At 39.4% G+C, this 23,985-nt stretch carries 22 protein-coding genes; 10 read left to right on the forward strand and 12 right to left on the reverse strand.

Going from position 1 to position 23,985, the window contains the following annotated elements; genetic code table 11:
• Nucleotides 1–294: 294 nt before the first annotated feature.
• Nucleotides 295–1,440, reverse strand: a complete 1,146-nt coding sequence (locus H5122_RS12375; RefSeq protein ID WP_182682424.1) for an iron-containing alcohol dehydrogenase — start codon at nucleotides 1,438–1,440, stop codon at nucleotides 295–297.
• Nucleotides 1,441–1,625: 185 nt separating this feature from the next.
• Here H5122_RS12375 and H5122_RS12380 point away from each other — a divergent pair, with 185 nt between their 5' ends.
• Both H5122_RS12380 and H5122_RS12385 read left to right on the forward strand, forming a co-directional pair.
• Entirely contained in the window at nucleotides 1,626–2,522 is an 897-nt protein-coding gene (locus tag H5122_RS12380; RefSeq protein WP_182682423.1) for an AraC family transcriptional regulator, read from the forward strand.
• A 75-nt stretch (nucleotides 2,523–2,597) separates the two neighbouring features.
• On the forward strand, nucleotides 2,598–4,202 hold the full coding sequence (locus H5122_RS12385; RefSeq protein WP_182682422.1) for a diguanylate cyclase: 1,605 nt from the start codon (nucleotides 2,598–2,600) through the stop codon (nucleotides 4,200–4,202).
• Between the two features lie 96 nt (nucleotides 4,203–4,298).
• On the opposite strand, the gene H5122_RS20220 is transcribed toward H5122_RS12385, so the two are convergent.
• From H5122_RS20220 to H5122_RS12395, 3 genes are all read right to left on the reverse strand, one after another.
• Nucleotides 4,299–4,424 (reverse strand): hypothetical protein, encoded by a 126-nt coding sequence (locus H5122_RS20220; protein WP_259395781.1) that lies wholly within the window; start codon nucleotides 4,422–4,424, stop codon nucleotides 4,299–4,301.
• Entirely contained in the window at nucleotides 4,421–4,618 is a 198-nt protein-coding gene (locus H5122_RS20225) for a hypothetical protein (protein WP_259395780.1), read from the reverse strand. The genes H5122_RS20220 and H5122_RS20225 overlap by 4 nt, the downstream gene beginning before the upstream one ends.
• A gap of 436 nt (nucleotides 4,619–5,054) precedes the next feature.
• Entirely contained in the window at nucleotides 5,055–5,474 is a 420-nt protein-coding gene (locus H5122_RS12395) for a VOC family protein (RefSeq protein WP_010554617.1), read from the reverse strand.
• A 273-nt stretch (nucleotides 5,475–5,747) separates the two neighbouring features.
• On the opposite strand from H5122_RS12395, the gene H5122_RS12400 reads away from it, so the two are divergent.
• The 6 genes from H5122_RS12400 to H5122_RS12425 all read left to right on the forward strand — a co-directional run bounded on the left by H5122_RS12400 (nucleotide 5,748) and on the right by H5122_RS12425 (nucleotide 11,331).
• Nucleotides 5,748–6,053 (forward strand): hypothetical protein, encoded by a 306-nt coding sequence (locus H5122_RS12400; RefSeq protein ID WP_002962854.1) that lies wholly within the window; start codon nucleotides 5,748–5,750, stop codon nucleotides 6,051–6,053.
• A complete protein-coding gene (locus H5122_RS12405; protein WP_002962855.1) occupies nucleotides 6,050–6,439 on the forward strand; it encodes a hypothetical protein in 390 nt (129 codons plus the stop codon). The genes H5122_RS12400 and H5122_RS12405 overlap by 4 nt, the downstream gene beginning before the upstream one ends.
• A gap of 170 nt (nucleotides 6,440–6,609) precedes the next feature.
• Complete coding sequence (locus H5122_RS12410) at nucleotides 6,610–7,092, forward strand: DUF3015 domain-containing protein (protein WP_182682421.1); 483 nt, start codon at nucleotides 6,610–6,612, stop codon at nucleotides 7,090–7,092.
• 79 nt (nucleotides 7,093–7,171) lie between these two features.
• Nucleotides 7,172–9,010 carry a DUF4105 domain-containing protein gene (locus tag H5122_RS12415; RefSeq protein WP_182682420.1) on the forward strand — a complete coding sequence of 613 codons (1,839 nt, stop codon included), beginning with the start codon at nucleotides 7,172–7,174 and terminating at the stop codon, nucleotides 9,008–9,010.
• A gap of 206 nt (nucleotides 9,011–9,216) precedes the next feature.
• Nucleotides 9,217–9,981: an ABC transporter substrate-binding protein gene (locus H5122_RS12420; RefSeq protein WP_182682419.1), complete on the forward strand. Its 765-nt coding sequence runs from the start codon at nucleotides 9,217–9,219 to the stop codon at nucleotides 9,979–9,981.
• Between the two features lie 252 nt (nucleotides 9,982–10,233).
• Entirely contained in the window at nucleotides 10,234–11,331 is a 1,098-nt protein-coding gene (locus H5122_RS12425) for a polysaccharide lyase family 7 protein (protein WP_182682418.1), read from the forward strand.
• Here H5122_RS12425 and H5122_RS12430 read toward each other — a convergent pair whose 3' ends face one another.
• Nucleotides 11,332–11,733 (reverse strand): NUDIX hydrolase, encoded by a 402-nt coding sequence (locus tag H5122_RS12430; RefSeq protein WP_007378216.1) that lies wholly within the window; start codon nucleotides 11,731–11,733, stop codon nucleotides 11,332–11,334. It lies immediately after the preceding gene.
• Between the two features lie 186 nt (nucleotides 11,734–11,919).
• On the opposite strand from H5122_RS12430, the gene H5122_RS12435 reads away from it, so the two are divergent.
• Nucleotides 11,920–13,803, forward strand: a complete 1,884-nt coding sequence (locus H5122_RS12435; RefSeq protein ID WP_182682417.1) for a propionyl-CoA synthetase — start codon at nucleotides 11,920–11,922, stop codon at nucleotides 13,801–13,803.
• Nucleotides 13,804–13,972: 169 nt separating this feature from the next.
• Complete coding sequence (locus tag H5122_RS12440) at nucleotides 13,973–14,830, forward strand: MBL fold metallo-hydrolase (protein WP_182682416.1); 858 nt, start codon at nucleotides 13,973–13,975, stop codon at nucleotides 14,828–14,830.
• A gap of 269 nt (nucleotides 14,831–15,099) precedes the next feature.
• On the opposite strand, the gene H5122_RS12445 is transcribed toward H5122_RS12440, so the two are convergent.
• The 7 genes from H5122_RS12445 to H5122_RS12475 form a co-directional block, all read right to left on the reverse strand.
• On the reverse strand, nucleotides 15,100–15,444 hold the full coding sequence (locus tag H5122_RS12445; RefSeq protein ID WP_182682415.1) for a PDZ domain-containing protein: 345 nt from the start codon (nucleotides 15,442–15,444) through the stop codon (nucleotides 15,100–15,102).
• 332 nt (nucleotides 15,445–15,776) lie between these two features.
• Nucleotides 15,777–15,980, reverse strand: a complete 204-nt coding sequence (locus H5122_RS12450; protein WP_182682414.1) for a hypothetical protein — start codon at nucleotides 15,978–15,980, stop codon at nucleotides 15,777–15,779.
• 211 nt (nucleotides 15,981–16,191) lie between these two features.
• A complete protein-coding gene (locus H5122_RS12455; protein WP_182682413.1) occupies nucleotides 16,192–17,484 on the reverse strand; it encodes a HAMP domain-containing sensor histidine kinase in 1,293 nt (430 codons plus the stop codon).
• Nucleotides 17,481–18,164 carry a response regulator transcription factor gene (locus H5122_RS12460; RefSeq protein ID WP_182682412.1) on the reverse strand — a complete coding sequence of 228 codons (684 nt, stop codon included), beginning with the start codon at nucleotides 18,162–18,164 and terminating at the stop codon, nucleotides 17,481–17,483. The genes H5122_RS12455 and H5122_RS12460 overlap by 4 nt, the downstream gene beginning before the upstream one ends.
• Entirely contained in the window at nucleotides 18,164–21,352 is a 3,189-nt protein-coding gene (locus tag H5122_RS12465; protein WP_182682411.1) for an efflux RND transporter permease subunit, read from the reverse strand. The genes H5122_RS12460 and H5122_RS12465 overlap by 1 nt, the downstream gene beginning before the upstream one ends.
• Entirely contained in the window at nucleotides 21,352–22,497 is a 1,146-nt protein-coding gene (locus H5122_RS12470) for an efflux RND transporter periplasmic adaptor subunit (protein ID WP_182682410.1), read from the reverse strand. The genes H5122_RS12465 and H5122_RS12470 overlap by 1 nt, the downstream gene beginning before the upstream one ends.
• Nucleotides 22,494–23,855: a TolC family protein gene (locus tag H5122_RS12475; protein WP_182682409.1), complete on the reverse strand. Its 1,362-nt coding sequence runs from the start codon at nucleotides 23,853–23,855 to the stop codon at nucleotides 22,494–22,496. The genes H5122_RS12470 and H5122_RS12475 overlap by 4 nt, the downstream gene beginning before the upstream one ends.
• Nucleotides 23,856–23,985: the final 130 nt, after the last annotated feature.

The following is a 23,985-nucleotide window of genomic DNA, read 5'->3' on the forward strand; positions in this document are numbered from 1 at the left end:
CGTGTTGATCTTTGTGGATTGAAATTTGTTCAATCTAGGGGCGATTAAATCGCGGCGCGAGGTTTGTAACCTAGTGGGCTAAGTAAAAACCGAGCAACAAAGAGTTAATCGTCCCTAGAAAGAACCCAAAGGGCAGCGCATGTTTGGTCTTTATGCTGCGTTATCGCCTATTCATGGGGAATAACCACACTACATAGGCTCCGCCTTGCCTAAAAACCAAACATACTGCTGCAAATTCACCCACCAAAGATCAACACGCCCTAGTATATTTAAGTAAGCGCTTAGCTTTGAAAATTAAGCAACCGCTTGCTCTAAAATTTCGCGGCTTTCTTTAAGCGTAATAGCTTGGTTTTCACCAAGAGCAACCATGCCGTGAGCTTCAAGTTTGCCAATAATATTGTCAATAGCAGCGGCTTTATCATCGCCATGTTCAGTAAGCTGGGTCGCTACGTCGAGGCTATGGTAAAACGCTTCAATTGCTGCAATTGTTCTCTCTGCTAAGTCTTCAGATTGCTCAAGACCAAATACGTTTTTACCCATTTGCTCAAGCTTTGCTTTTTTAACTGCAAATTGGTTACGTAGTAAAGAAGGCTGAACAATAGCAAGTGAACGTGCATGATCAACACCGTAAGCCGCTGTAAGCTCGTGACCAATCATGTGCGTAGCCCAATCTTGCGATACACCAGAACCAATTAAACCATTAAGTGCTTGGTTAGCAGCCCACATAAGGTTTGCACGCCATGCGTCATCTTGGTTTTCAAAGTTATCGCCTAAAGTTTTAAGCGTTCTTAAAAGTGCTTCAGCGTAACCTTCTTGAACTAATGCTGTTTCAGGGAATGTTAGGTACTGCTCACAGGTGTGAACCCATGCATCTACTAAACCATTCACAAGTTGGCGCTGCGGTAATGTTTTCATTACATCAGGGTCCATAATCGCAAACTTAGGAAGTACTTCTGGTGATGCAAACGGTAGTTTTTGCTTCGTTGCTTCTTTGCTCACAACTGAGTTTTGGTTAGACTCTGAACCCGTTGCAGGCAATGTTAATATTGCACCGATTGGTAATGCACTAGTAATAGTATGCTTACCAGTAGGAATATCCCAACCTTCGCCATCATAAACGGCTGATGCGGCAATGTATTTAACGCCGTCGATCACTGAACCGCCGCCTACGCCTAATACGAAGTCGATATCTTGTTCTTTACAAATTTTTACTGCTTGGTCTAGCACTTCAATTGTTGGGTTAGCGCCAACGCCCGAAAACTCAACCCAGTCAAAGCCTTCAAGTGCTGCTGCAACTTGGTCGTACACGCCGTTCTTTTTAATTGAACCGCCGCCGTACACTACAAGTACTTTTTGATCTTTTGCGATCAAATCAGATAGTGCCGCAATTTGTTGCTGACCGAATTGGATAAGAGTTGGATTTACGTAGCTAAATTTCATTATTTTGCTCCTAGGTGACGGTTAAATACTAAATAGAATGCTTAGTTACTAGCTAAGTCAAATTTCAATGAGTGCATATTAGTAGCAAAACAAACATAAAAAAAGCCCAATAACTCGCAAAAGCTTGCCTAAAACTACCAACGTTGTTATTTTACGCAAAATACACTCAATTAAAGATGCCTTTTATGCCCACCATAGCCAATATGTTGCAACAATACGCCGAGCATAATCAATTACTCAGCTTTGAAGGCACCATGGAAACTATCATTCCAGGCGTGTATTTTCATCGAGCAACTAAAAGCTCGCCGCGCCAGCCGCTTATATATAACTCAGGTATTATTATTGTTGGGCAAGGTCATAAAATAATTCACTTTCCTGAACATCAAATAAAATACGGCGCAGGCGACTACTTAGTCCTTGGTGTACCGGTGCCATTAGAGTGTGAAGCATTTACTGATAACGACTTACCCGTTATGGGCATTGCCATAGATATAAACCCTGCAATGCTACACAAACTCGTTAATCAAATAATGCGGCATAAGCCTCTTTCAGCGTCATCGTCGTCAGCACAAATTGGCGCAGTACAGTCGGCAACTCTAGATACAGCAATGGAGCTCGTTACTCATCGGTTATTAACTGTTTTAAATAACCCCATTGAGGCTGACATTTTTGGCGAGGATATAGTAAAAGAATTGGTATATCGCGTACTTTGTGGTCCACAAGGACATACTTTAATAGGGCTTGCTATGCATGATGGGCATTATGCACGTATCGCCCGTACGCTCTCAACTATGCACAGTAGTTATGCCAATCAAATTACGGTTGAAGGGTTAGCTGAAGATGTAAACATGAGCGTATCGTCGTTTCATCGTGCTTTTAGGCAAGTAACGTTTGAATCCCCTCTACAGTATTTAAAAAAAGTACGCTTAGCTAAGGCTAAAGAACTTATAACTACTAGTGGAAGTAAAGCCAACGAAGCTGCATTAAAGGTTGGTTATACCAGCCCATCGCAATTTAGCCGCGAATTCAAACGCCACTTTAATAAAACACCTAGCGAAGTATTAACTCAATTACATAGTTAATTTAACTAATTAACTAATAGCTAAATAGGTGGGCTCTGCTAGTATAAAAAAATGTAGTTGAGCTTGGAAGTGCTTATGGCTGACAAAAAACATCATAAAAATACAGTTCCTAATATTTTACACGGAGGTGCTAAATACGTATTTCTTTTTTTTATTTACTTAATAGCATTTAATAGCAATGCAGGCGATTTTTGCGATATTACCCCCTTAAATAGTCAGTCCTCTCCATCATCTTTACAACCTAATACAACTTCTGAACTTCAGGCAAAACGCGGTACAAACCAATTTCAGCTAAACTGCTTGTTAAAGCGTGGCGGCGTACTTTCGTTTTTGCGCCCAGGTCTTGATGATTTTACATGGCAGCAAAACGGTGTAATAAAGCAACCATTAAAATCGGCACAAGTGGCATTTTTAATGGACTCAGGAAACTTTACAGCCATTATTACAATTGAGTCAAAACTTAACTATACACCACGCTTTAAGTGGCAAAATACACAAGTTTTTTTTAAAGAAACACAGCAACATAATCTCATTATGGGTGCTTTTTATGGGCTGTGTATCACACTCATTTTTTACGTATTTATAATGGGCTACAGGCTTCACGACAAGATATTTAAGCTATACAGCGCTTATATTTTTTGTATTGGCAGCTTTATTTTGCTTCAAGAAGGCCAACTCTATTTATTTATAACTGACCACGTTTCATCACTCCTATTTGATTTGTACTTACTCAGCATAGGTTTAACAGTACTCAGTGCTACATGGTTTATGTGCGCATTACTTGAACTAAACAACAGATGGCCAAAAACAAGTAAGATTTTAAAAATTATGGCCGGTATTGTTATGTGCTTTTCTTTAATAAAAATATTGTTCAGTAACACTTTGATTTGGCAAGTAGCTGGCAACATCATGGCTTACGGCTCATTAATTATTGTGACTGTTATTTTTGTTTTAGCGGCACAACAGGCTCGCAAAGGAATACGCGAAGCAACGCTTGTTTTTGTAGCATTGAGCTTGGTGCTCGTAAGCATGATATTTAGAGTATTACTTATTAATCAAAGCCCATTTATGCAACGTTACGGATTTATTTTGGCTTTCGCTGTGGAGTCATTTTTACTAGCAGTAGCTGTTTCTAGGCGTATTAGCCGTATGCGAATCGCACAAAAACGCGCTGAAACCGAAGCCGATTACGATCACCTTTGTGGCATTTTAAACCGCCGTGGCTGGGGTAAAAAATCGTCAGAGCTGATTGAGCTGCATGCAAAAAAAGGCGGAGTTTTATGTTTAATGTATATAGATTTAGATGACTTTAAACAGATAAACGACAATTATGGGCATGCCGTAGGCGATGAAGCTTTATGTAAAGTAGCCGCCAGTTTAAAAAGTATTGTACGCACCAGCGATGCAGTCGGCCGCTTAGGCGGCGATGAATTTGTAGTACTTGCCCACTTTTACAGCAAAGCGCAAGTAAGCCCAAAAACACACCATCTAAAAATAGAGTTAGATAAACTCGCCATCACGCATAACGACCAGCCTATTGCTATAAAGGCAAGCATTGGTAGCAGCGTATTTAGTGAGCCTCCTAAAAATATTGACGAAATTTTAAAAGCCGGCGACACCGCTATGTATCATGAAAAACTACAGCGTAAAGTAAAGCCGCTCACTTTAGTTGATGGCTAACTTTAAGTATTTAAAACCGTAGCCGGCTTAGCAAACGGCTTACGGTTTATATAGTGGCTAAAAATAATAGTAAATAACGTTGAGGCTTGTTTGTCACTAAAGGGCAACACTGCCCATTACCGCTAAAATAACCGGAAAGGTAGATGTTAACCCGCTCCACGCAGACCCTATATGCTGTGATATAAACGTAACAAGTACGATACAGCCCGTCACTAATATCATTTTACCAAAAGCTCCCAGCGGGCATTTAATGGCTTTGCATCAACTGATATATTTAGCCTTGTAGAGATAATAGCTAAACCGAGTAAAATACAAAGCGAAATCACCCTCGCCACAATAATATTCACTGGTAAAAATAAAGTAATAACGCTAAATACACACCAAATACTCAACGCTGTAAAAAGCGATTTAAACATTCCAAATCTTCGTGAAACAACCAAGTAACTAAAACAAAATAAGCCTATACCGCTCATACCATAAAGAGAGGCCACCGCTGAGTTAGCTGCAAATAATTTACCTTGTTCTAATGCTATAAAATAAGAAATAGGCCAGAGGTAATAGGCAAGCCAGGAACTATGCCGCTAACAAAACTACCAAAGCGTTTTTGGGCGAATGTTATTAGTAAATAAGCAAAGGTGCAATTATGAGTTTAAGCAGCATGTATAATAACAAAGTATGAGATTTTAAATTAAGTCTACGTGTTTACACCTATATTGTAGAGTGAATAAAAATCATGTATGTAGCGTAATTTTTTTACCTGTAAATATTAACTAATTTATCAAAACACTGATTAATAGTTATAAAAAAACCACTTATTAAAGTGGTTTTTTAGCTTAACTTAAACAACAGCATTTATACTTTTTTAAATAAAACCTCTGGGTTTACCATGGTTTTCATTTCAAGCACATTGCCATTTGGATCTTCAATAAAAAACGTTTCTTGCTCAAACTCATCACCAATAAAACGGCGGTATGGTTTATCTAGGTATTCAATACCCGCATCTTCAATACGTGTTTTTAACCCGTTAAATTCATCTTCAGATAGGTGAATCCCAAAGTGAGGTACTGCCACAGCTCCCATATCAACATCATGGCGAACTGTTGGTAGGCGCTCAACGCTTTGGTGTAAGGTAAGTTCATTGCCCCAAAAATCTATATCTACCCAGCGACCTTCTTCACTATTACCCGTTTTACAGCCTAGTACGTCACAATAAAACGCTTTAGCCACTTTTAAATCGCCAGCCGGAATAGCCAGATGCAAACAGTTAGACATAAATAACCCTTGGTTAACACTTTAATACATTAAATTATCGCCATTATACATAATTTGTGATTTATAGAACATTAACAGCAACGCTATTAAGCATATTTAATACCTAAGAGTCGTTTAAAAAACACGCTTTTTAAATGTGTAATTACTTATAACATTTATTTGTTAGAGAGTATTAGAAAGCGCAAAAGGATTAGTTTAAAATGCGCTGCTATGATTAAATTCTTACTTTTAAAATTCATTACTTTCTTTTTAGGCTTTGTAGCTTGCTTTGCTATGCACACTACTTTTGCACTGCCTTTAGTAATTTCTGCCGCGCTAACGGGGCTTATTGGCTCTTTTATTCCTTTTCCTGCGCGTTATAAAAACCATCCTTATGCTGCAATTTATGCGGGTAGTTTTGCCGGTATGTGTTCAACCCATTTAATTACCAGTTACTGGGAAATTGCTATTATTTCGCTTATTGGCTCAAGTTTGTATGTGCTTACTATGAATATGTTTACAGGCTTTGGTGGCAAACTTGGCAGTGTCGCTTTTGCAAGCGTGGCACTTTTTGTATTAGCTAAAGGAATAGTACTATGAGTATTGAATACCCATTACTTGTACTGCTTGGTGCTTTTTTAACGTTTTACTTAGCTAAACATAGTCGCTTTGATGGTATAAGAGCATCCTCTTCACTTTCTATTATTGCTTACTTAATTTTTAGCGCATTGAATTTAAACCCCGATTTATACGCGATTATATTTTTTGGCGGTACATTTATTGGCATGAGCGCCCCGCATCGTTTTGGTATTTATACCGTAGCAAGCTCATCTGTTTTGTTTTCAATATTATTTGAATTTCTTGTACCAAAACTTGACGGCTACGGTGGTGCACTAGGTATTAGTGCATTTTTATCTGTATGTATTTGCCATACCTGTATTTTGTTAGGTGCCCCAAGAAGTAAAAAACCACCGCCAGTTCAATAAAAAATTATTGAGCTGGTCTAGTTTCTCCCAGCATTCGCTTCAATATAGTAGAGAAATTAGAATGTAAAATATTCATGTTTTAAGCTGTTCTTTTTCTTTGCAAGTCTGTTAGAATCTTTCGCGAACTTTATTTACCCTAAATAAAGACAATCATATATGGATTTATGAAAATGAAAAAACTAATCGCAGTAGCAGCTCTATCTTTACTTCCTTTCTCAAACGCAATGGCTGACCAAGATATTGGTTGTGGTCTTGGTTCTATGTTATTTGCAGGTCAGCAAGGTAAAGGCGTTAAAATTTTAGGCGCTACAACAAACGGTACTTCTGGTAACCAAACTTTTGGTATCACTTTTGGTACTTTAGGTTGTGATGGTACTGGTACAGTAACGTCTTCAGAAAAAATTGCTTTATTCATCGACGGTAACATGGAGCAACTTGCTCGTGATATGTCAAAAGGTGAAGGCGAAACTTTAGCTACTCTAGCTGAAGCTTGGGGTATTGTAGATCAAGATAAAGCAGCATTCAACGCGCTTGCTCAAGCACAGTTTTCTTCAGTATTTACTTCTGAAAACGTAACTTCGCAAACAGTTTTAGAAAACCTAAACACTGTTCTTGCAAGTAACGCACAACTTGCTTCTTATACTCTTTCTTAATCAGCTAAATTAGCCGGTTTTATACGTATAAATAAAGCCGCTGGAGTATTTCTCTAGCGGCTTTTATTGTTTAGTGATTATGAAAAAAATATTCTTTGTTTTATCAATTGCGCTGTTTAGTACTTACGTAAACGCTCAAAGTTTTAAAAATGACACCTTAGCAACCGACCCTTACTGGCTCAAATTAGGTCATTACCGTGGGGCCACATTAGGTGGTTGGAAAAGTGAAGTAGATAGGGCTGAGTTTTTTTTATCTCCTATAGGTAAAACAAGTCCACTGGACGAACTTGAAGCCACTATAGCCGCATTTAGTGGTAAAAATACTGACCCAAAAACAACACAATCTCGCTGTCGGTTTCCAGCACGCTATAAATGGCTAAAAACAAAAATTAAAAATAACTGGCCCGCGCTTAATTGCCCAGAGCTTCAAACGTGGCAAAAAATAATAAACCCAAAAGGGGTTACGTTAGTTTTTCCTACTGCATTTATGAATAGCCCCTCATCAATGTTTGGTCACACCTTACTTCGTATTGATGCAAAAGATCAGACTCGCCATAAAGAGTTGCTCGCATTTGCGGTTAATTTTGCAGCAGAACCAGACGGCTCAGACAATGCAGTTATGTACGCACTAAAAGGCCTGATTGGCAGCTATCCTGGTAAATTTTCGCTTATGCCGTACTATAAAAAAGTACGCGAATATAATGATTTAGAATCTCGTGATATTTGGGAATACAAACTTAATTTATCTGAGCCACAAGTAGAGCTTATTTTATTGCACTTATGGGAGCTACAATCAGCTACATTTGATTACTTTTTTATTGATGAAAACTGCTCTTACCAATTACTTGCATTATTACAACTCGCACAAGAGGACCTTGATTTAACATCGTCATTTAATATGCAAGCTATTCCATCAGATACCGTTGCAGTACTAAGAAATAACAACTTACTACAAACACCTAATTACCGCCCTGCTTTTGGCACTAAGCTATACCATTACTCTACTCAAATGACTAACGAACAACTTGATGATGCAAGAGAGTTAATGCAAGGTGGCTCCCTTAATACTCGTAATTACTCACAGTCGCAATTAGTCGCAATATTAGAAATGGCGTATGAATGGTTAAATTTTGAATTTTACGATAAAGCATTAAAGCGTGAAGAAATTGCCCCGCGACTAACTAAGCTACTACTAATGCGCAGCAAATATAAAGTAGCTTCGCCATTTACTAAGCCAAGTCGTCCTATTGCTTCTCCAGAGCAAGGTCATGGCTCTTCTAAAGTAACGCTTGGAAGAACTGAGTATGCCCATCAAAGTGACTTAACAAGCTTGGCGTATCGCCTTGCATACCATGATTTATTAGATAGCTCAGCTGGATTTATTCCTGGTGCTCAAATTAGCTTTTTTGATATTGAAGGTGCCATAAGCGATAAGGGTAACACGCGACTTGAGCATTTTTATTTATTAGACGCTATGTCACTTGCACCCGATAACCGCGTGTTTGATAGCTGGTCTTGGAACTTTAAAATGGGCTTTGATCGTCAGCCTAATAATAATATTCAACAAGGTCGTTGGTTTGCTAAAGGTGGATACGGAAAATCAATCGGTAACCCAAACACGTTACACGGCTATTTACTTGGCCAAGTTGAATTTAATAATGGTGACATAACAGACAACCTAACAACAGGCATTGGTAGTGAAGCTGGTGCAATATGGCAAATAAATAACAGTCATAAACTCGCTCTTACAGCAAACATAACATGGTTAATAGATGGCCAAGCAGATAAACACAGTGACTTTGCAATAAAGTGGAATTACTCTTTATCACGTAATTTATCTATACGTACTGAGCTTAAAAACCAACATTGGTATACAAGTAGTACATCGGCTAAATTTGCAATTCAATACTACTTTTAATCAATGCATATACCCACAAGCGCTTAATTATTTTTACAGCGCTTGTCGGTATATAAAACTTTACTCAATACACGTTCAATTTTCACGTCTTTAATTATGCAATAGACTCTCTATATACCTATTCATTTACTTATTTTATACATTTGAGTATATATTTCAGACAAGACCCTTTAAACTCAAAGTATTGTAGTTAGAAAGATTCTCTTATGTATCTGCGTGTTGTAGTTATCATTTTCGTTTTTATTTTTTGCAGTAATGTAGGGGCAGTAAGCCCTCTTACTTTTATTGCCGAAGATTTACATCCTTACCATTTTAAAAACAAAAGCGGTGAAGCTGACGGAGCTTCCGTTGATATTGCTAAGGCTGTTTTAAAAGAAGCAAAGCTACAAGCTAAATTTGAAATAATGCCAATGGCACGAGCCTTTCATCAGCTAGCAGCTAATCCAAACACAATTATGCTCTCTTTATTAAAAACTCCCGCTAGGCAAAGTCAGTTTAAATGGTTAGGAGCGGTATATTTTACTGATGCCTACCTAGTTAGTTTAAAAAGCCACAAAGACGAAGTAACTCATTTAAATCATGCAAAATTTTATAAAGTAGGCACTATTCGTGGATATTTGAGTGCCAAATATTTAATAAAAATGGGGTTTGAAGAAGATAAAAATTTAATACTAGCTAGTTATTATCAGCAGGCATGGCAAATGCTTTATAAGGGTAGAACTGACTTTGTCCTTATGAATACACTTACCTTAGATAATGAACTAAAAATGTCAGGGCTCGACCCAGACTTAATAACTAAACGACTTCATTTAGCTGATTTTCCTTCAATACTCTATTTTGCTGCTAATAATCAGATTGACGAACAAACAGCAAACTTAATCTCGCAGGCATTAAAAACTATAAAAGTAAGTGGCGAATACCAAGCCATCTTAAAAAAGTGGCAACTCCCTCTTCCTCCTTCTATAAATTAAACCTATTTAAATAAGTATATTAGCAAACATCAAGCGCTACCAAATATGATGATAAACACCTCTATTTAACAATTTCAAATAACATAATAACGTTAACCAGCCCTATTGGTTAACCAAAAAACCATCATTGAAATAACAATTAATTATAAAAAACTACAAATTGGTAAGTTTTAATTTTTAAATTGGTATGTTAGATTGAGATTAAGCGACACCTGTACCGCGCAATTTTTACTTCATCACACAGAGACAATAATGATAAAAAATACATCCACATTTAAACTTACGGCTTTAGCCGTTATCACACCTCTACTTTTTACGGCTTGTTCAAGTACCCAAAGCACTAATCAGCAAAGCGATGCGCCGGTACCTGCAACAAAGTTTGATTTATCTCACTGGAAAATAAATGTACCAGTAGATTTAAACAACGACGGTAAAATTGATGAAATAGATGTAGAAGAAATTCAGACTTACGCACACCCTGATTTTTTCTATCTTGATGATAAAGGCTACATGGTATTTACCTCCCCTAATAAAGCGCTTACAAGTGCTAACTCTACTAATACCCGTAGTGAACTTAGACAAATGATCCGTGGATCAAATACTAAAATTAAAACTAAACACTCTAAAAACAACTTTGCTTTAGCTGTTCACCCGCTATCTAACCGATTTGGTTCTGTTGGTGGAAAGATGGAAGCAACATTAAAAGTAGATCACGTTGCGCTACGTGCTACCGACCCTGATAAAAAAGCAGCTTACTCGGTTGTTGTAGGGCAAATTCACGCGGGTAAAGATCAGGCACTTATTGATACCAAGCTTGGTTATGGCTGGGGCAATGAGCCACTTAAAATATATTACAAAAAATGGCCAGGGCATAAAACAGGCTCAGTTTTTTGGAACTATGAACGTAACTTAGCTAAAACGAATCCTGACCGTACAGATATTACTTACCCAGTTTGGGGTAATACATGGGAAAACCCTAACGAGCCAGGCGGTGCCGGTATTGCACTAGGTGAAGAATTTAGCTACACGGTAAATGTGTATAAAAATGTTATGCACCTTACATTTAGCGCAGAAGGCAAAGAAGACGTTAACTACTCGATTAACTTAGGTAATAACGTAGACGCTTATGGCAAAGTGGACGAAAAAGATCATCCACATGGCTACGCTGCAGATTGGCATTACTTTAAAGCTGGCGCTTATAACCAATGTAGTACTAAAAGCGCGAAAGGTATTTGGTACCCAGGTTGTTTAGGTACTGGCGATTGGACTACAGATAAACAAAATGGCGATTACGCTCAAGTAAGCTTTAGTAAACTAGAGTTAAGCCCAGCGACACCGCCAACAAAATAACTAGGCTATTACAGCCTCAGATAAGTAATTTTTTAGTGATGTAAACAGTGGCGTTGGTAGATTATTAATATCGCACCAGCGCCACTTTAAACATTTATTAGGCTCTTTAAGCTCAGGCTCTCCGCCTTCAAAATCAGCTTTTACATACAACGTAATATAGTGTTTGTTCTCTGCTGTAAAAATATCATTGGTAAAATCAAGCTTAGTAATTTTACTTACCTTTAAACCTGTTTCTTCAAACACTTCTCGTATTGCACATTGCTCAACACTTTCACCAAACTCTAAATGTCCACCAGGTGTTGCCCATGTATTAGCACCATGCGCGCCAATGCGCTCACCTAGTAAAATTGTGTTTTGGTGCTTTATGATAACCGCTACCCCTACTCTTACTACGTTACTCATATCGTGTTTTCTCTTATTTTTACTGCCCGCCATGCTGAACCACACGCTTTGTATTGTCAATTTTGTATTTTTAAAACCAGTGTGTTGATTAACTTTTAGCCGACCAAGGTCGAATAGCTTGCTTGTTAAAAAAAGCCTACATTTTGTAAGGTCTCTCACACACAAATTTAGCTTTAGGAGCCTTACATGTCAGGCGAATATAAACAGCAATATAATGCCTTTAAACAAAACCCAGCCCAATTTTGGCTCGAACAAAGTAAAAATATTCCATGGTATAAAACCCCCACAAAAGCATACACACAAGACGACGACGGGCTTTACCATTGGTTTAGTGACGGGCAATTAAACACCAGTTTTTTAGCACTAGACCAACACGTTATTGCCGGATTTGGCGAGCAAACAGCACTGATTTACGACTCTCCAGTCACTAATACAAAGCAAACTTATAGCTACTCACAACTACAACAAGAAGTTGCTAAATTTGCAGAAGTAATGCAATCGTTAGGCGTTACAAAAGGCGACCGCGTTGTTATTTATATGCCAATGATCCCACAAGCTGTTATTGGTATGTTGGCGTGCGCTCGCCTTGGTGCTATTCATTCGGTGGTATTTGGTGGGTTTGCTGCACACGAACTGGCTGTACGCATTGATGATGCCAAGCCCAAACTTATACTTAGCGCCTCATGCGGTGTTGAAGTAAACAGCGTTATTGAATACAAACCACTTATTGATAACGCAATAGAATTAGCTGCGCATAAAGTAGAACACTGCGTTATTTATCAGCGTCCACAAGTAACCGCCACTCTTAAGCCTAAACGAGACATAGATTGGACTCAGGCAATGCAAACGGCTGCAAGCGCAGATCCGGTGCCGGTAAATGGAGATGACCCGCTTTATATTTTATATACCTCAGGCACGACAGGCACACCCAAAGGCGTAGTACGCGAAAATGGCGGTCACGCAGTGGCAATGCAATACAGTATGGCAACCGTTTATGGTATGAAGCCCGGCGACGTATTTTGGGCAGCGTCTGACATTGGCTGGGTAGTTGGGCACTCTTATATAGTTTACGCACCGCTAATGTATCGCTGCGCGACCGTATTGTATGAAGGTAAACCCGTTAAAACGCCCGATGCTAGTGCATTTTGGCGCGTGGTAGAAGAATATAAAGTAAATGCATTATTTAGTGCCCCCACCGCCTTTAGAGCAATCAAAAAAGAAGATCCAAATGCCGATGGTTTTAATCAATACGATACCTCAAGCTTAAAACGTTTATTTTTAGCTGGCGAGCGGTTAGACCCTCCCACTTACGAGTGGCTTAAAGAAAAAACCAAACTGCCAGTGCTCGATCATTGGTGGCAAACAGAAACCGGCTGGGCTATTGCTTGTAACCCTGTAGGGCTTGAGTACTTAGCAACAAAACCTGGCAGCTCTACCGTGCCAACTCCAGGTTTTGACGTGCGAATATTAGATATGAATGGCAATGAATGCGCAGCTAACGAGCAAGGCGCTGTGGTAATTAAACTGCCACTTCCACCGGGTTGCCTACCAACTATTTGGCAAGATACCCCGCGCTTTAAAGCAAACTACCTAAATGAATATGAAGGTTATTATTTATCTGGAGATGGTGGTTATATTGATGAAGACGGCTACCTATTTATTATGGGCAGAACCGACGACGTTATAAATGTAGCAGGACATAGGCTTTCTACCGGCGAAATGGAAGAGATAGTAGCCGCGCACCCTGCTGTTGCTGAATGCGCTGTTTTTGGTGTGAACGATCCTCTAAAGGGGCAACTTCCTATGGGAATGATCGTGCTTAAAAATGATTTTATGGGCTCAAGTACCGACGTGGAAGAAGCGCTTGTTTTAAGTGTTCGTAATCAGATTGGTGCTATTGCGTGCCTTAAAAATATAGTTAGCGTAGATAGGTTGCCCAAAACACGCTCGGGTAAAATACTGCGTAAAAATTTGCGCCAATTGGTTGATGGCGAAGAGCTACAAATACCTTCAACCATAGATGATGCCAGTATCTTTGAAGAAATAAACCAACAACTAACACAAAGATAAACCCAACCAACCTATCTAAAGCCATTTTTATAATGGCTTTTTATTTCATCCTTATATTTGATCCTTTTACTTAAGCTTTAATTTAACCAATAGCTGAAATTTTTTACGGCTTAATGCTTTCTTCTTTTAATAGCGTTATTAATTTAATCAATTTAAAAAGGAATGGTGTATGCCCCGCTTGCTACAAAAACTATTAACCACAGCCCTATTGTTTATAGGCTTTGCCACACAAGCCTATGAAATAGAAGACTTAGGAGATGGCTTACACCGCTTTATAGACGACAGACACCGCTCAGTATTTTTAATCACTTCTGAAGGTGCAATTGTTACCGACCCGCTTAATAAAAAAGCCGCCACCTGGTTAAACGAGCAAATTAAAACCCGCTATAACGTACCGGTAAAGTATGTAATTTATAGCCATAATCACAGCGATCATATTTACGGCGCCGAGGTATTTAAAAACCCGCACACCACGTTTGTAGCGCATAAACTCGCTGCGCAAGATATTAAAAACACGCAAATGAAAACAGTAACGCCCAGCCTTACTTTTGATAACGAGCTACTACTTACCCTTGGTGATTCAACAGTAAAGCTTAACTACCATGGTCCAAACGATGGTCGTGGTTCGGTTAGTATATTATTCGAAAAGCAAAAAACGTTATTTGTAGTTGATTGGATTGTTATTGGCAGAATGCCTTGGCAAAAGCTGTGGAGTTACGATATTCAAGGCATGATTAACTCAACCCAAGTGGCACTCAAATATGACTTTGATACTTTTGTAGGCGGACATGCCGATATGGGTAATAAAGCCGATGTAGCACGTTACTTAAGTTATTTAGAGCTTTTGTATAGCCAAGTAACCGCAGGCGTTTTAGCCGGTAATACGCTTGACGAAATTAAACAAAATATAAAGTTAGACCAATTTAGTGACTTTAAACAGTTTGATACATGGTTACCGCTTAACATAGAAGGCGTGTACAAGCGTCTAATGGAAGAGTCAGGCATGGGCTGGCGCAGCGATCTATAAGCTTTAGTCTAATAATCATTGGCATTGCCGTATTTAACGCAATACCAATGTATTCATTAATTAAATAAGGTTATTACTGATCAAACCTTTTTAATCTATCCCAATTACTTTAAGCAGTAACCTACATATAAACCGAGTAAGTAGTACTCCAAAAGCTCGCTAACGTTGCCAACATTTACTGCGTCTAGCTCATTTACACAAAACCACGCTTTGGAAATAACCATGCTTTATAGGCTGGGTATATTTAGGTATTTTAAAATTGATTAGGCTTACCAAGCATTCATAGGTATTTTTAAAGGTACTTGGCTACCATCTTCATTCTCTAAAAGTAATTGTAAAATCTCTCCAGACTCCTTGCGCATTAATTCTTTTGCTTCACTGGCAGGGCAGCCTGGAATTTTACAGCCTTCTATAGAAATGATTTTCTGTCCTGCAATAATCCCTGCTTTTTCAGCGGGTGAATTAGGCTCTACTTTTTCAATAACAAATGATGTTACCGTCGGGCTAAAAAAACCATCAGCGCCAACGTTACCCGAAATTCCAAGTTTCACCTCCTCTGCAGCCAAGGCATTGAAAGAAATAGTTGATATTAAAATAATTATAATTTTGAACATAAAAATAAACACTCCATGTTAGTCAACACTAAATATGTTGGTATCGTTTTTTGTATTGTTTGCTAAATATATGACTATTAATCATTCTCTGGATCATCGCGTTTGTTATATCGCTCTTTGAATGACTCATAGTCTTCGCTTTCAAGTAATAAAACATTTTGTAAAGTATAACTAGCCGCACCGTATATAAAATCAGCTGATACGGAAACACTTTCCCCTATTTCAAAATCAGAACGATTAAATCCGCTAATTTCAGATTTGTTTATAGCAGCACACAACGAAGCTAACTTCTTTGGACCACTATTTATACTTATGCATAACCCAGATATCGGTTAGCCTTGCTGATCAACTTCGGGATATATTAGTACTACCCAGCTATCGTCCCAATTTTCACTAGTCCCATCAACTAGTCGATGAATGTGTAATTTTTTTGCTTCATCTGAACTCAGTACATTTTCAGAAATAATAAGCGATGTGTTTTCAGCACTACATACCCAGAATGGGCAAAGTAATATAAAAACTAAAAATTTCTGCATACATTTCCTAAAATAAAACATTCAATAATCGCAACTAGTTTGTACTGGATTGCCCTGATTACTATATAGCAATTTCCCATTCCCAGTTACACACTCTACTATCGCATGTTATTTAATCAAATATTTAATTTCACATAAAAAAACCGCGCTAACACTTTATAAAAAAGCTTTAGCGCGGTTATCAATACTTCATACCTAATTAACCAAATAATTAACTAAAATCGACCACCACTTCATAACGCCCAGGCATGTCGTTTACTTCGTATACCCAACCGTGTCGTTTTATTATTTTTTCGCTTAACTCTAATCCTAAACCGTAGCCAATATTAGCGGGCTTGTTTGTGTTATTAGCAGTGTGTGGCGTATCAGTTTGTTCGCTGCTATTTACTATAATCACACGGCTGCCCTGCTGAGTAATTCGCACTTGCCCTTGTTGCGTATGCTGATATGCATTACGTATTAAGTTAGTAAGCACAATGTGGCATGCGGTGGCTTCGGTATTAATAGTCGTATTTTGGTTATCGGTATTTATAAGTACATCAACTTGTTTTGAATTGAGTAAATAATCGAGTTCATTACTCAAGGTCGTTATTTTTTCGGCTAGGTTTACAGGCTCTGGTGCACTTTGCTGGTCGTCATTTCGGCTAAGCCACAATAACGTCTCGGTTAAATCGCTCATGGTTAAACCGGCGCGCTCTATTCGCTGCAGTGTAAGTTGCTGTTTATCGCTTAAAGGTGCTTTTTCGCTTAAGCGGTTAAGTAACTCAACGTTGCTACGAATAACCGAAATTGGTGTACGTAACTCGTGGCTCGCATAACTTAAAAAGCGCTGCTCTCGCTCAAGGCTGTCGTGAGCTGAAAGCAAGCTACTGCGTATTAACGTTGCCAAGGTATTTAGTTCGTTATAGGTAAAGTCGGGCGGCGTGTTTTGTAAATTATTTTGATTTAACGACTTAGCCCAACCGCGTAGTGACTCTACTGGCTTAGCTATTTTTTTCATTACCATAAACAAAAAGAAGGTAAATAAAGCAATTGCCGTAACCCCTGTTAACGCTATCCATGCCAACTTTTTTATAGGTTTATCGGGTGAGCTTTGTTTTTTAAGGCGCTCTTTTTCAAGCATAATACGTGATACGTAACGGGGCTCCCCTGCAGGGTTTTGAAAATACGCTACAAAATAGAGGTCTTCCGGCATTGAAAAAAACGATGGTTTTACTTTGCTTTTTTGTAGTACGCCAATCTCTGTAGGCTTTGTAAAGCGTTGCTGAATTTCGCTTGGCATGTCTTCCCAGCGACTCGCTATTTTAAAGCCAATCATTTCTGCAGGTTCACCGTTTTTAACCTCAGTAGATTGCGAAAGCGCATGCATTACGCCATTTAACCCTCGGTCTAAGCCATCAATAAAATAATTAACACTTAAAAACGAAAAACCAATTGCCATTAATGAACTTAAAAGCACCATGGTGGCAAAAAAATACAACCTCAGGCTGGGTCTAATTTTCATGCTTGTGTCCCATTTTTTAATTTTAGCGCAAACCCTACACTGGGTATTGTTTCTAGTACGGCTTGACAATGCGCTTGCTCTAGCTGTTTACGCAAATGATGAATATGCACTTTTAAGCTATTGCTGTCTGGCTGATCGTCTCCCCATATTGCTTGCATAATTACCTGTCGGGTTACCGGTTTTTGCTGCTCTCGTACAAGCACTTCTAATAACTTAAAAGTAATGGGTGATAACTTTAAACTGTGCGCAGCCACTGTTGCTGTATGCGCGGTTAAATTAAGTGTTAAATTAGCAAAGGTAAGTCGCTTAACCTCTCCACTTTTACGCTTTGCTAATACTTGAACCCGCGCTACTAGCTCTTTCATGGCAAATGGTTTTACTAAATAGTCGTCACTACCGGCTGCAAACCCTTCAAGCTTATTGTCGAGGCTATCGCGCGCTGTCAGCATTAATACAGGTATATCAATGCCTTGCTCACGTAAAGTTTTACACATGGTTAAACCGTCCATTTTGGGCATGTTTACATCTAATATAATCATTTGATATTGATTACGTTCTATTAAATTTAAACCCATTACGCCATTGCTTGCATGGTCACACTCTATTGACTCAATTTCGAGATAATCAACAATGGTGGTTGCCAAATCTATGTCGTCTTCAACCAGTAGTACGTTTATCATTAAGAGGCTACTTCCTGCGTTTTATTTTTAGCACCTAGCGATATTAGCACAGCATCAATACCGCGTTTAGCATCGGTTTGAATCATCAATAATGCCGGTATAAGTATTAAGGTAATAACCGTGGCAAACAAAATACCGTAGCCAAGTGATGCCGCAGCAGGAATTAAAAACTGTGCCTGCATTGAGGTTTCGCTAAGTAGCGGCACTAAGCCTGCGTACGTCGTAATTGAGGTAAGTAATACCGCACGTAACCGGCTCGTACACGACTCAACTATGGCATCGTGCGTGCTAATGCCCTCTTCTTTTACTAGTTCGTTAAAGCGTGAAACAAGTAATAAGCTGTCGTTTACAACTACTCCACTGAGCGCCAAAATACCATTTAACGACAATATACTAATGGTTAAGTCGTTCCACCAATGTCCTAAAATAGCGCCCACAATGCCAAACGGAATTGCTACCATAATCAACATAGGTTGAATGTACGATTTAAGCGGAATAGCCAGCAACACGTAAATAACTAATAAAGCCGCTACAAACATAGTGCTCATTGAGCTGGTGGTTTCGCTTTGTTGCTCTGCCTCTCCTGCAAAATACACACTTAAATTAGGAAATTGCTGTGTTAACTCTGGAATTAAGTCGCGCTTTAAATTAGCAACTAACTCGTTTGGAGCAATCACGTTTTTATCTACTTGGGCGCTTAAATAAATTGCACGAAGTCCATCAATGCGGGTTATTTCATCTTGCTGATATTCACTGCTTACTGTGGCTACGTTAACTAAAGGGACAACCGTGCCATCGGGTAGGCGAATACGCGACTGCATTATATCGGCAGGTGTTTTACGAGCATCTTCTGGGTAGCGTACACGTACTTTAACTTCGTCTTTATTACGTTGGTAGCGCTGTACAACTGCACCACCAAAGGCTTGCAGTACTTGCTTTGATAAACTGGCTGTATCCATGCCAAGCGCGCGCCCTTGTGCATTTAGGGTAAATTTAAGCTGTGGCTGACCTGGGTTTAAGTTGTCGTCTATTCCGTTAACGCCTGCGGTATTTTGCAAGCGCTCCTTAAATAGTACGCCAGCCGCCATTACGGTTTCGTCGTCCCACGCTTTAAGTTCAACTTTAAAGTTATCGACCATTTTACGCGTGGCTAATATTTGTAATTTTTTACTGCCCTCAAGGCTACCTGCTACGCGCTGCCATTCTTGAGCAAATTCGCTTGCTGTAAAAGCGCCTTCGTTTAATAGCTCAACGCTTACTTCACCGCTGGTGTCGCTGCTACTAATGACTTGTAGGCTGGTTATTTCGCTTTTGTCAGAGCTCAACTTAGTCATTAAGTTTTGCTCAGCTTGTAATGCACTTTGCTCAAGCGTTAGTAAGTTTGTGTTTGTTTGCCCATAAGCGGCGTCGTTTTGCATAACTAAATCGGCTGTTACAGTGTCGCCTGCAATACTTGGGAAAAAACCAACTTTAACTGTGCCTGTCATCGGCATACCAATAACTAATATAAAAAAGGCGATAAACGCAGCCACTACGGCGTATCTAAAGCGCAGTGAAAATTCAATAACCTTGCAGTAAATGTTTTTGCTAAACCAGCTTAAGCCGCTATCAGCACCATGTTGTATTTTTGACCACAGACCTGCTAAGCCTTTTTTAACTTGGCGTTTAGTACTAATGTGGGCTAAATGCGAGGGTAAAATAAGTTTTGATTCAACAACTGAAAGCAGTAAACAAATGGTCACTACAGTGGCAAATTGAGAGTAAATTTTACCTAAGTTACCTGACACATTCGAAAGCGCCACAAACGCGGCAACGGTGGTTAACACCCCAAATATTGTTGGCACAGCAACTTTCATAGTACCTAAAACTGTATTATTTAATGTATCGCCATGTTTTTTACGTGTGGTGTAAATACTCTCGCCTACAACTACGGCATCGTCTACCACTATGCCCAGCGCCATAATAAAGCCAAAGGTGGTCATTTCATTTATGGTTAGTGCGGTGTAGCCATCGGTCATAAAATAAAGCGTACCAAAAAATACAAATGGCAAGCCACCAGCCACCCATAGCGCTACGCGTACGTTTAAAAATATGGCAAGTATTACAAACACCATAATAATACCGGTCACCGCGTTTTTAGTAAGTAGCGATAAACGCTCGGTGATCATGGTGCTTTTGTCGTGCCAGCTTTCAAGCTCTACGTTTTGAGGTAATAAACCGCTTTCGTGCCATTTATCTATTACGCTATTAGCTTGCTTAACAATGGTAGTTATATCGCTGTTATCGCCCATTAAAATTTCAACGCCTACGGCATTTTGTTGGTTATAACGGCTTAATGAGTTGCTGTCTTCGGCAAATGAGTCGGTAACTGTTGCTACATCGCCTAACTTAATTTGCGTGCCTGATGCGGTTGTTAACAATACAATATTGGCAAAGTCGCGCTGCCAGTAAGCTTGGTCGGCGGCTTTTAAGCGTATAATTTTACTGCTATCGCGCAAACTAGTCGAAAGCGGGCTTGATGACTCATTATTAATGACCTCACTTACATCACTAATAGTTAAGCCATACGCTTGTAATTTACCTTCGTCGATTTCTATGGACATCATCGGGTCGAGCACACCCGATTGCGCTACGTCGCTAATGCCTGATTGCGCTAATAAATCGGCTTTAAGTTTTTCACCCAGGTTTTGTAATGTATGGCGATCTGCATCCCCAAAAAGTTGCAGCGTTAATGCATGATCTTGCCTACGGGCTTTATCAATAACAGGTTGCTCAGCATCTGCCGGAAAGTTATTAATAGCGTCAACTTGGTTTTTAACGTCAACAAGTAACTCATCGAGTGAGTAATCAGTACTTTTTTCAATGCTTACATGGCTGCCGCTAGCATCGGATGTAGAAGTAATACGTTTAATACCCGATACGGTTTCGAGCGCTTCTTCTATTTTTAACGCTATTCCTTCTTCGGCTTGCAATGCATCGCCACTGTCGTAAACCACCGATACCGAAATAGTATCTGGCTCTAAACTAGGAAAAGCCTCTTTACGTAAAGTCGTAAGCGACATAATACCCATTACAATCACACTAACTAACAATAAGTTAGCGGCAACAGAGTTATTTGCAAACCAATTAATAATACCGTGCAGCGGGTTATTATTACTGGGTATTTGAGGTGGTTGATGAGGGCTCATTATTGTATCTCCTCAACTATTGGATTTACTTTCATGTCGTTTAAGTAACTAACAAGTGGGCGCGCCACCACTTTTAGATTTTTAGCACCATCTACTGGCGTAATATATACGTAATCCCCACGCTCAAATACTTTATTAGCGTGTGTGCTTACTAAGCTATTTTGATCATTTACGTACCAAATTAAGCCATCTTGAGATACCGCCGAAGCAGGCAGTTTTATTACGTTACTTAACTGCTTACCGGCAATTTCTACCGCTAAAAATGTGCCTGGCAGTAACGGCGTTGTTTGCTCAAACGGTTTATCTAAGGCAACAATTACGCTGCGTTGACGCGAACTGTCATCAAGGTGTTGCTCAAAACGTGAAATATAACCGTTCCATTTAGTATTAGTGGTTACTTCAGTTAAAATAACATCGCCTGATTTATTATTTGCTAGGTTTTGCCACTGACTTAATGAAAGCGGTACCGTTATTTCTACTTTGTCAGTGCTGTTTAGCGTGGCAAGCGTATCGCCAATACTCACATAAGTACCTAAATCTATATCGCGCGATAAAATAACAGCGTCAAATGGTGCACTTAACTGGGTGTTATTTACATCACGCTGTGCGGTTTTAAGTGCATATTGTGCTTTCTCGAGCGTAGCTTGCGCGGCTTCTAACTGCAGCGTTCTAAATACAAGCGGCGAGCTTGGCGCTTGCGTAACGCCTGAGCGATCCCATTCACGTTTTGCTTGATTACCTAAATCTTGTTCTTCTTGCAGTGCTAGTTTTGCATCAGCCAATGTTGCTTTTGCGCTAGCTAGAGCTTGTAAGTATTCGGTGTCATCAATTTGTGCAAACACCTGCTCTTTAGTTATTAAGTTACCGGTCGCAAATTGCTCGCTCATACTGGTTACTTCGCCTTTAACTTGTGCTTTTAAGCTAAGTGACCAATGCGCTTTAGCTTCACCGTGGCCGCTAACATAAGCCTGATAAGTGCTCGGAGCTGCATTAATCACCGATACATTTGGGGCAATAGCTTTAATAGCGGCAGGTTGTGGACTATTTGCTTTTTCAGCCATTTTTTGACCGTTATACATAATAGCAAGCCCTATACAAACAATAGCAACAAGCGTTACAACAACCGGTGTTGGCGAAATTTTCATGACGATACTCCAAGACCCAAAGCGAGGCCTAAATCTATGCGGTTAGTTAAAAGGGTGTAGTTTATTTGGCTAAGCTGGGCTTGCAGGTCGTATACTTTTTGTTGCACTGTTAGCAAATCTAAAATATCAACCAAACCTTGTTGATACTTACTTTGATAGTTACTAAAGCTGCGTTTAGCGCTAGCAAGTGCATTGCTAATTTGCAGTTGTTGCTCGGTTAATGATTGCTCCTGCCCAAGCGCATTTTCAACTTCGTTTACCGCACTTAGCAGCGTATCTTGGTACTGCCAAAACGCTTGCTCGGCATTTAATTTTGCAATATCAACTTGCGCACGCAGTGCTCCACCTTCAAATAAAGGGGCACTTAAACTGCCTAATAAACTCCACACTGGACTGGTTAATAATGCTTGGCTTGGCGTGCTTGCTAAATCACTCAGTGATGCCGAAAGCGAAATACTCGGTAGTAACTCTTTGTACGATACATCAACCAAGTAATGCTTGGCCTGAATGTTGTAATAGGCACTTTGTAAGTCAGGTCGGCGCGCCAAATCTTGCTCTGGTAATGTACTTAATGGCTCAATAACGCTTGGTAGAGTTAATGTACTTGGCAGGTTTTGAAGTTTATCAGTGCCTACAATTAGCATTAAAGCACGCTTTGCTTTTGCTATTTGTTCTTTGTAATCGGCAATGGTTGCGCGAGTAGATGCCGTGCTAGTACGGGCGGTATCAAGCGCTTCTAAATCACCTAATCCATATTGGTAGCGCTCTACAATACTTTGCTCATTATTTTGTAAAACAACTAAACGTTGCTTCTCTATATCGAGCAAATTTTGCTGCAAAATAATATTTAAATAAGTACGAATAACACTCGCTACTAATGTGTCTTTAGCACCTTGATAAGTAGCTTGGTTACTGGCAATAGTCATATCTTGCGCGGCTACATTGTCAGCAATTTTTTGCCATATATCGGCTTCCCAACTTATACCTACTGATGAGCTATATTGCGTGCCTTCGGTTTCACTGCGCTGCGCGTCAAATCCTGCATCTACACTAAACCACTGACTTGCAGCAGTTACATCACGCTGCGCATAAGCTAGTTTTAATGCAACATGCACTTGATTAAACGATGGGTTATTAGTAACAGCTTGCTCAATAAGCGAATCAAGCCCTTCTATATTCACCAAATCGGTAATGTAATTTACGTGCTGTGCGTTACTTTGCGTGTACTGCCAGTTTGTATGTTGCTTTAGCGACTGCTCAGTACTATTACCTTGATAGCTTGGCTGACTACTGCATGCAGCAAGTGTGCAACTAAGTGCAAGTAAAAAACCGGTTGAGTGCTTTTTAAAATAAACCATTTAACTATGCCTAATTCGTACTATTACACATAGCTTATTAGGTCGAGGGTTAAGAAGGGGTTAAAAGGAGTTAACTTACTTTAGACAAATTAGTATTTGCCTCGCTTAGCCAAATTACGTAGCCTTTGGC

Source organism: Pseudoalteromonas sp. SG43-8 (assembly GCF_014164245.1).
GTDB classification, from domain to species: domain Bacteria; phylum Pseudomonadota; class Gammaproteobacteria; order Enterobacterales; family Alteromonadaceae; genus Pseudoalteromonas; species Pseudoalteromonas distincta.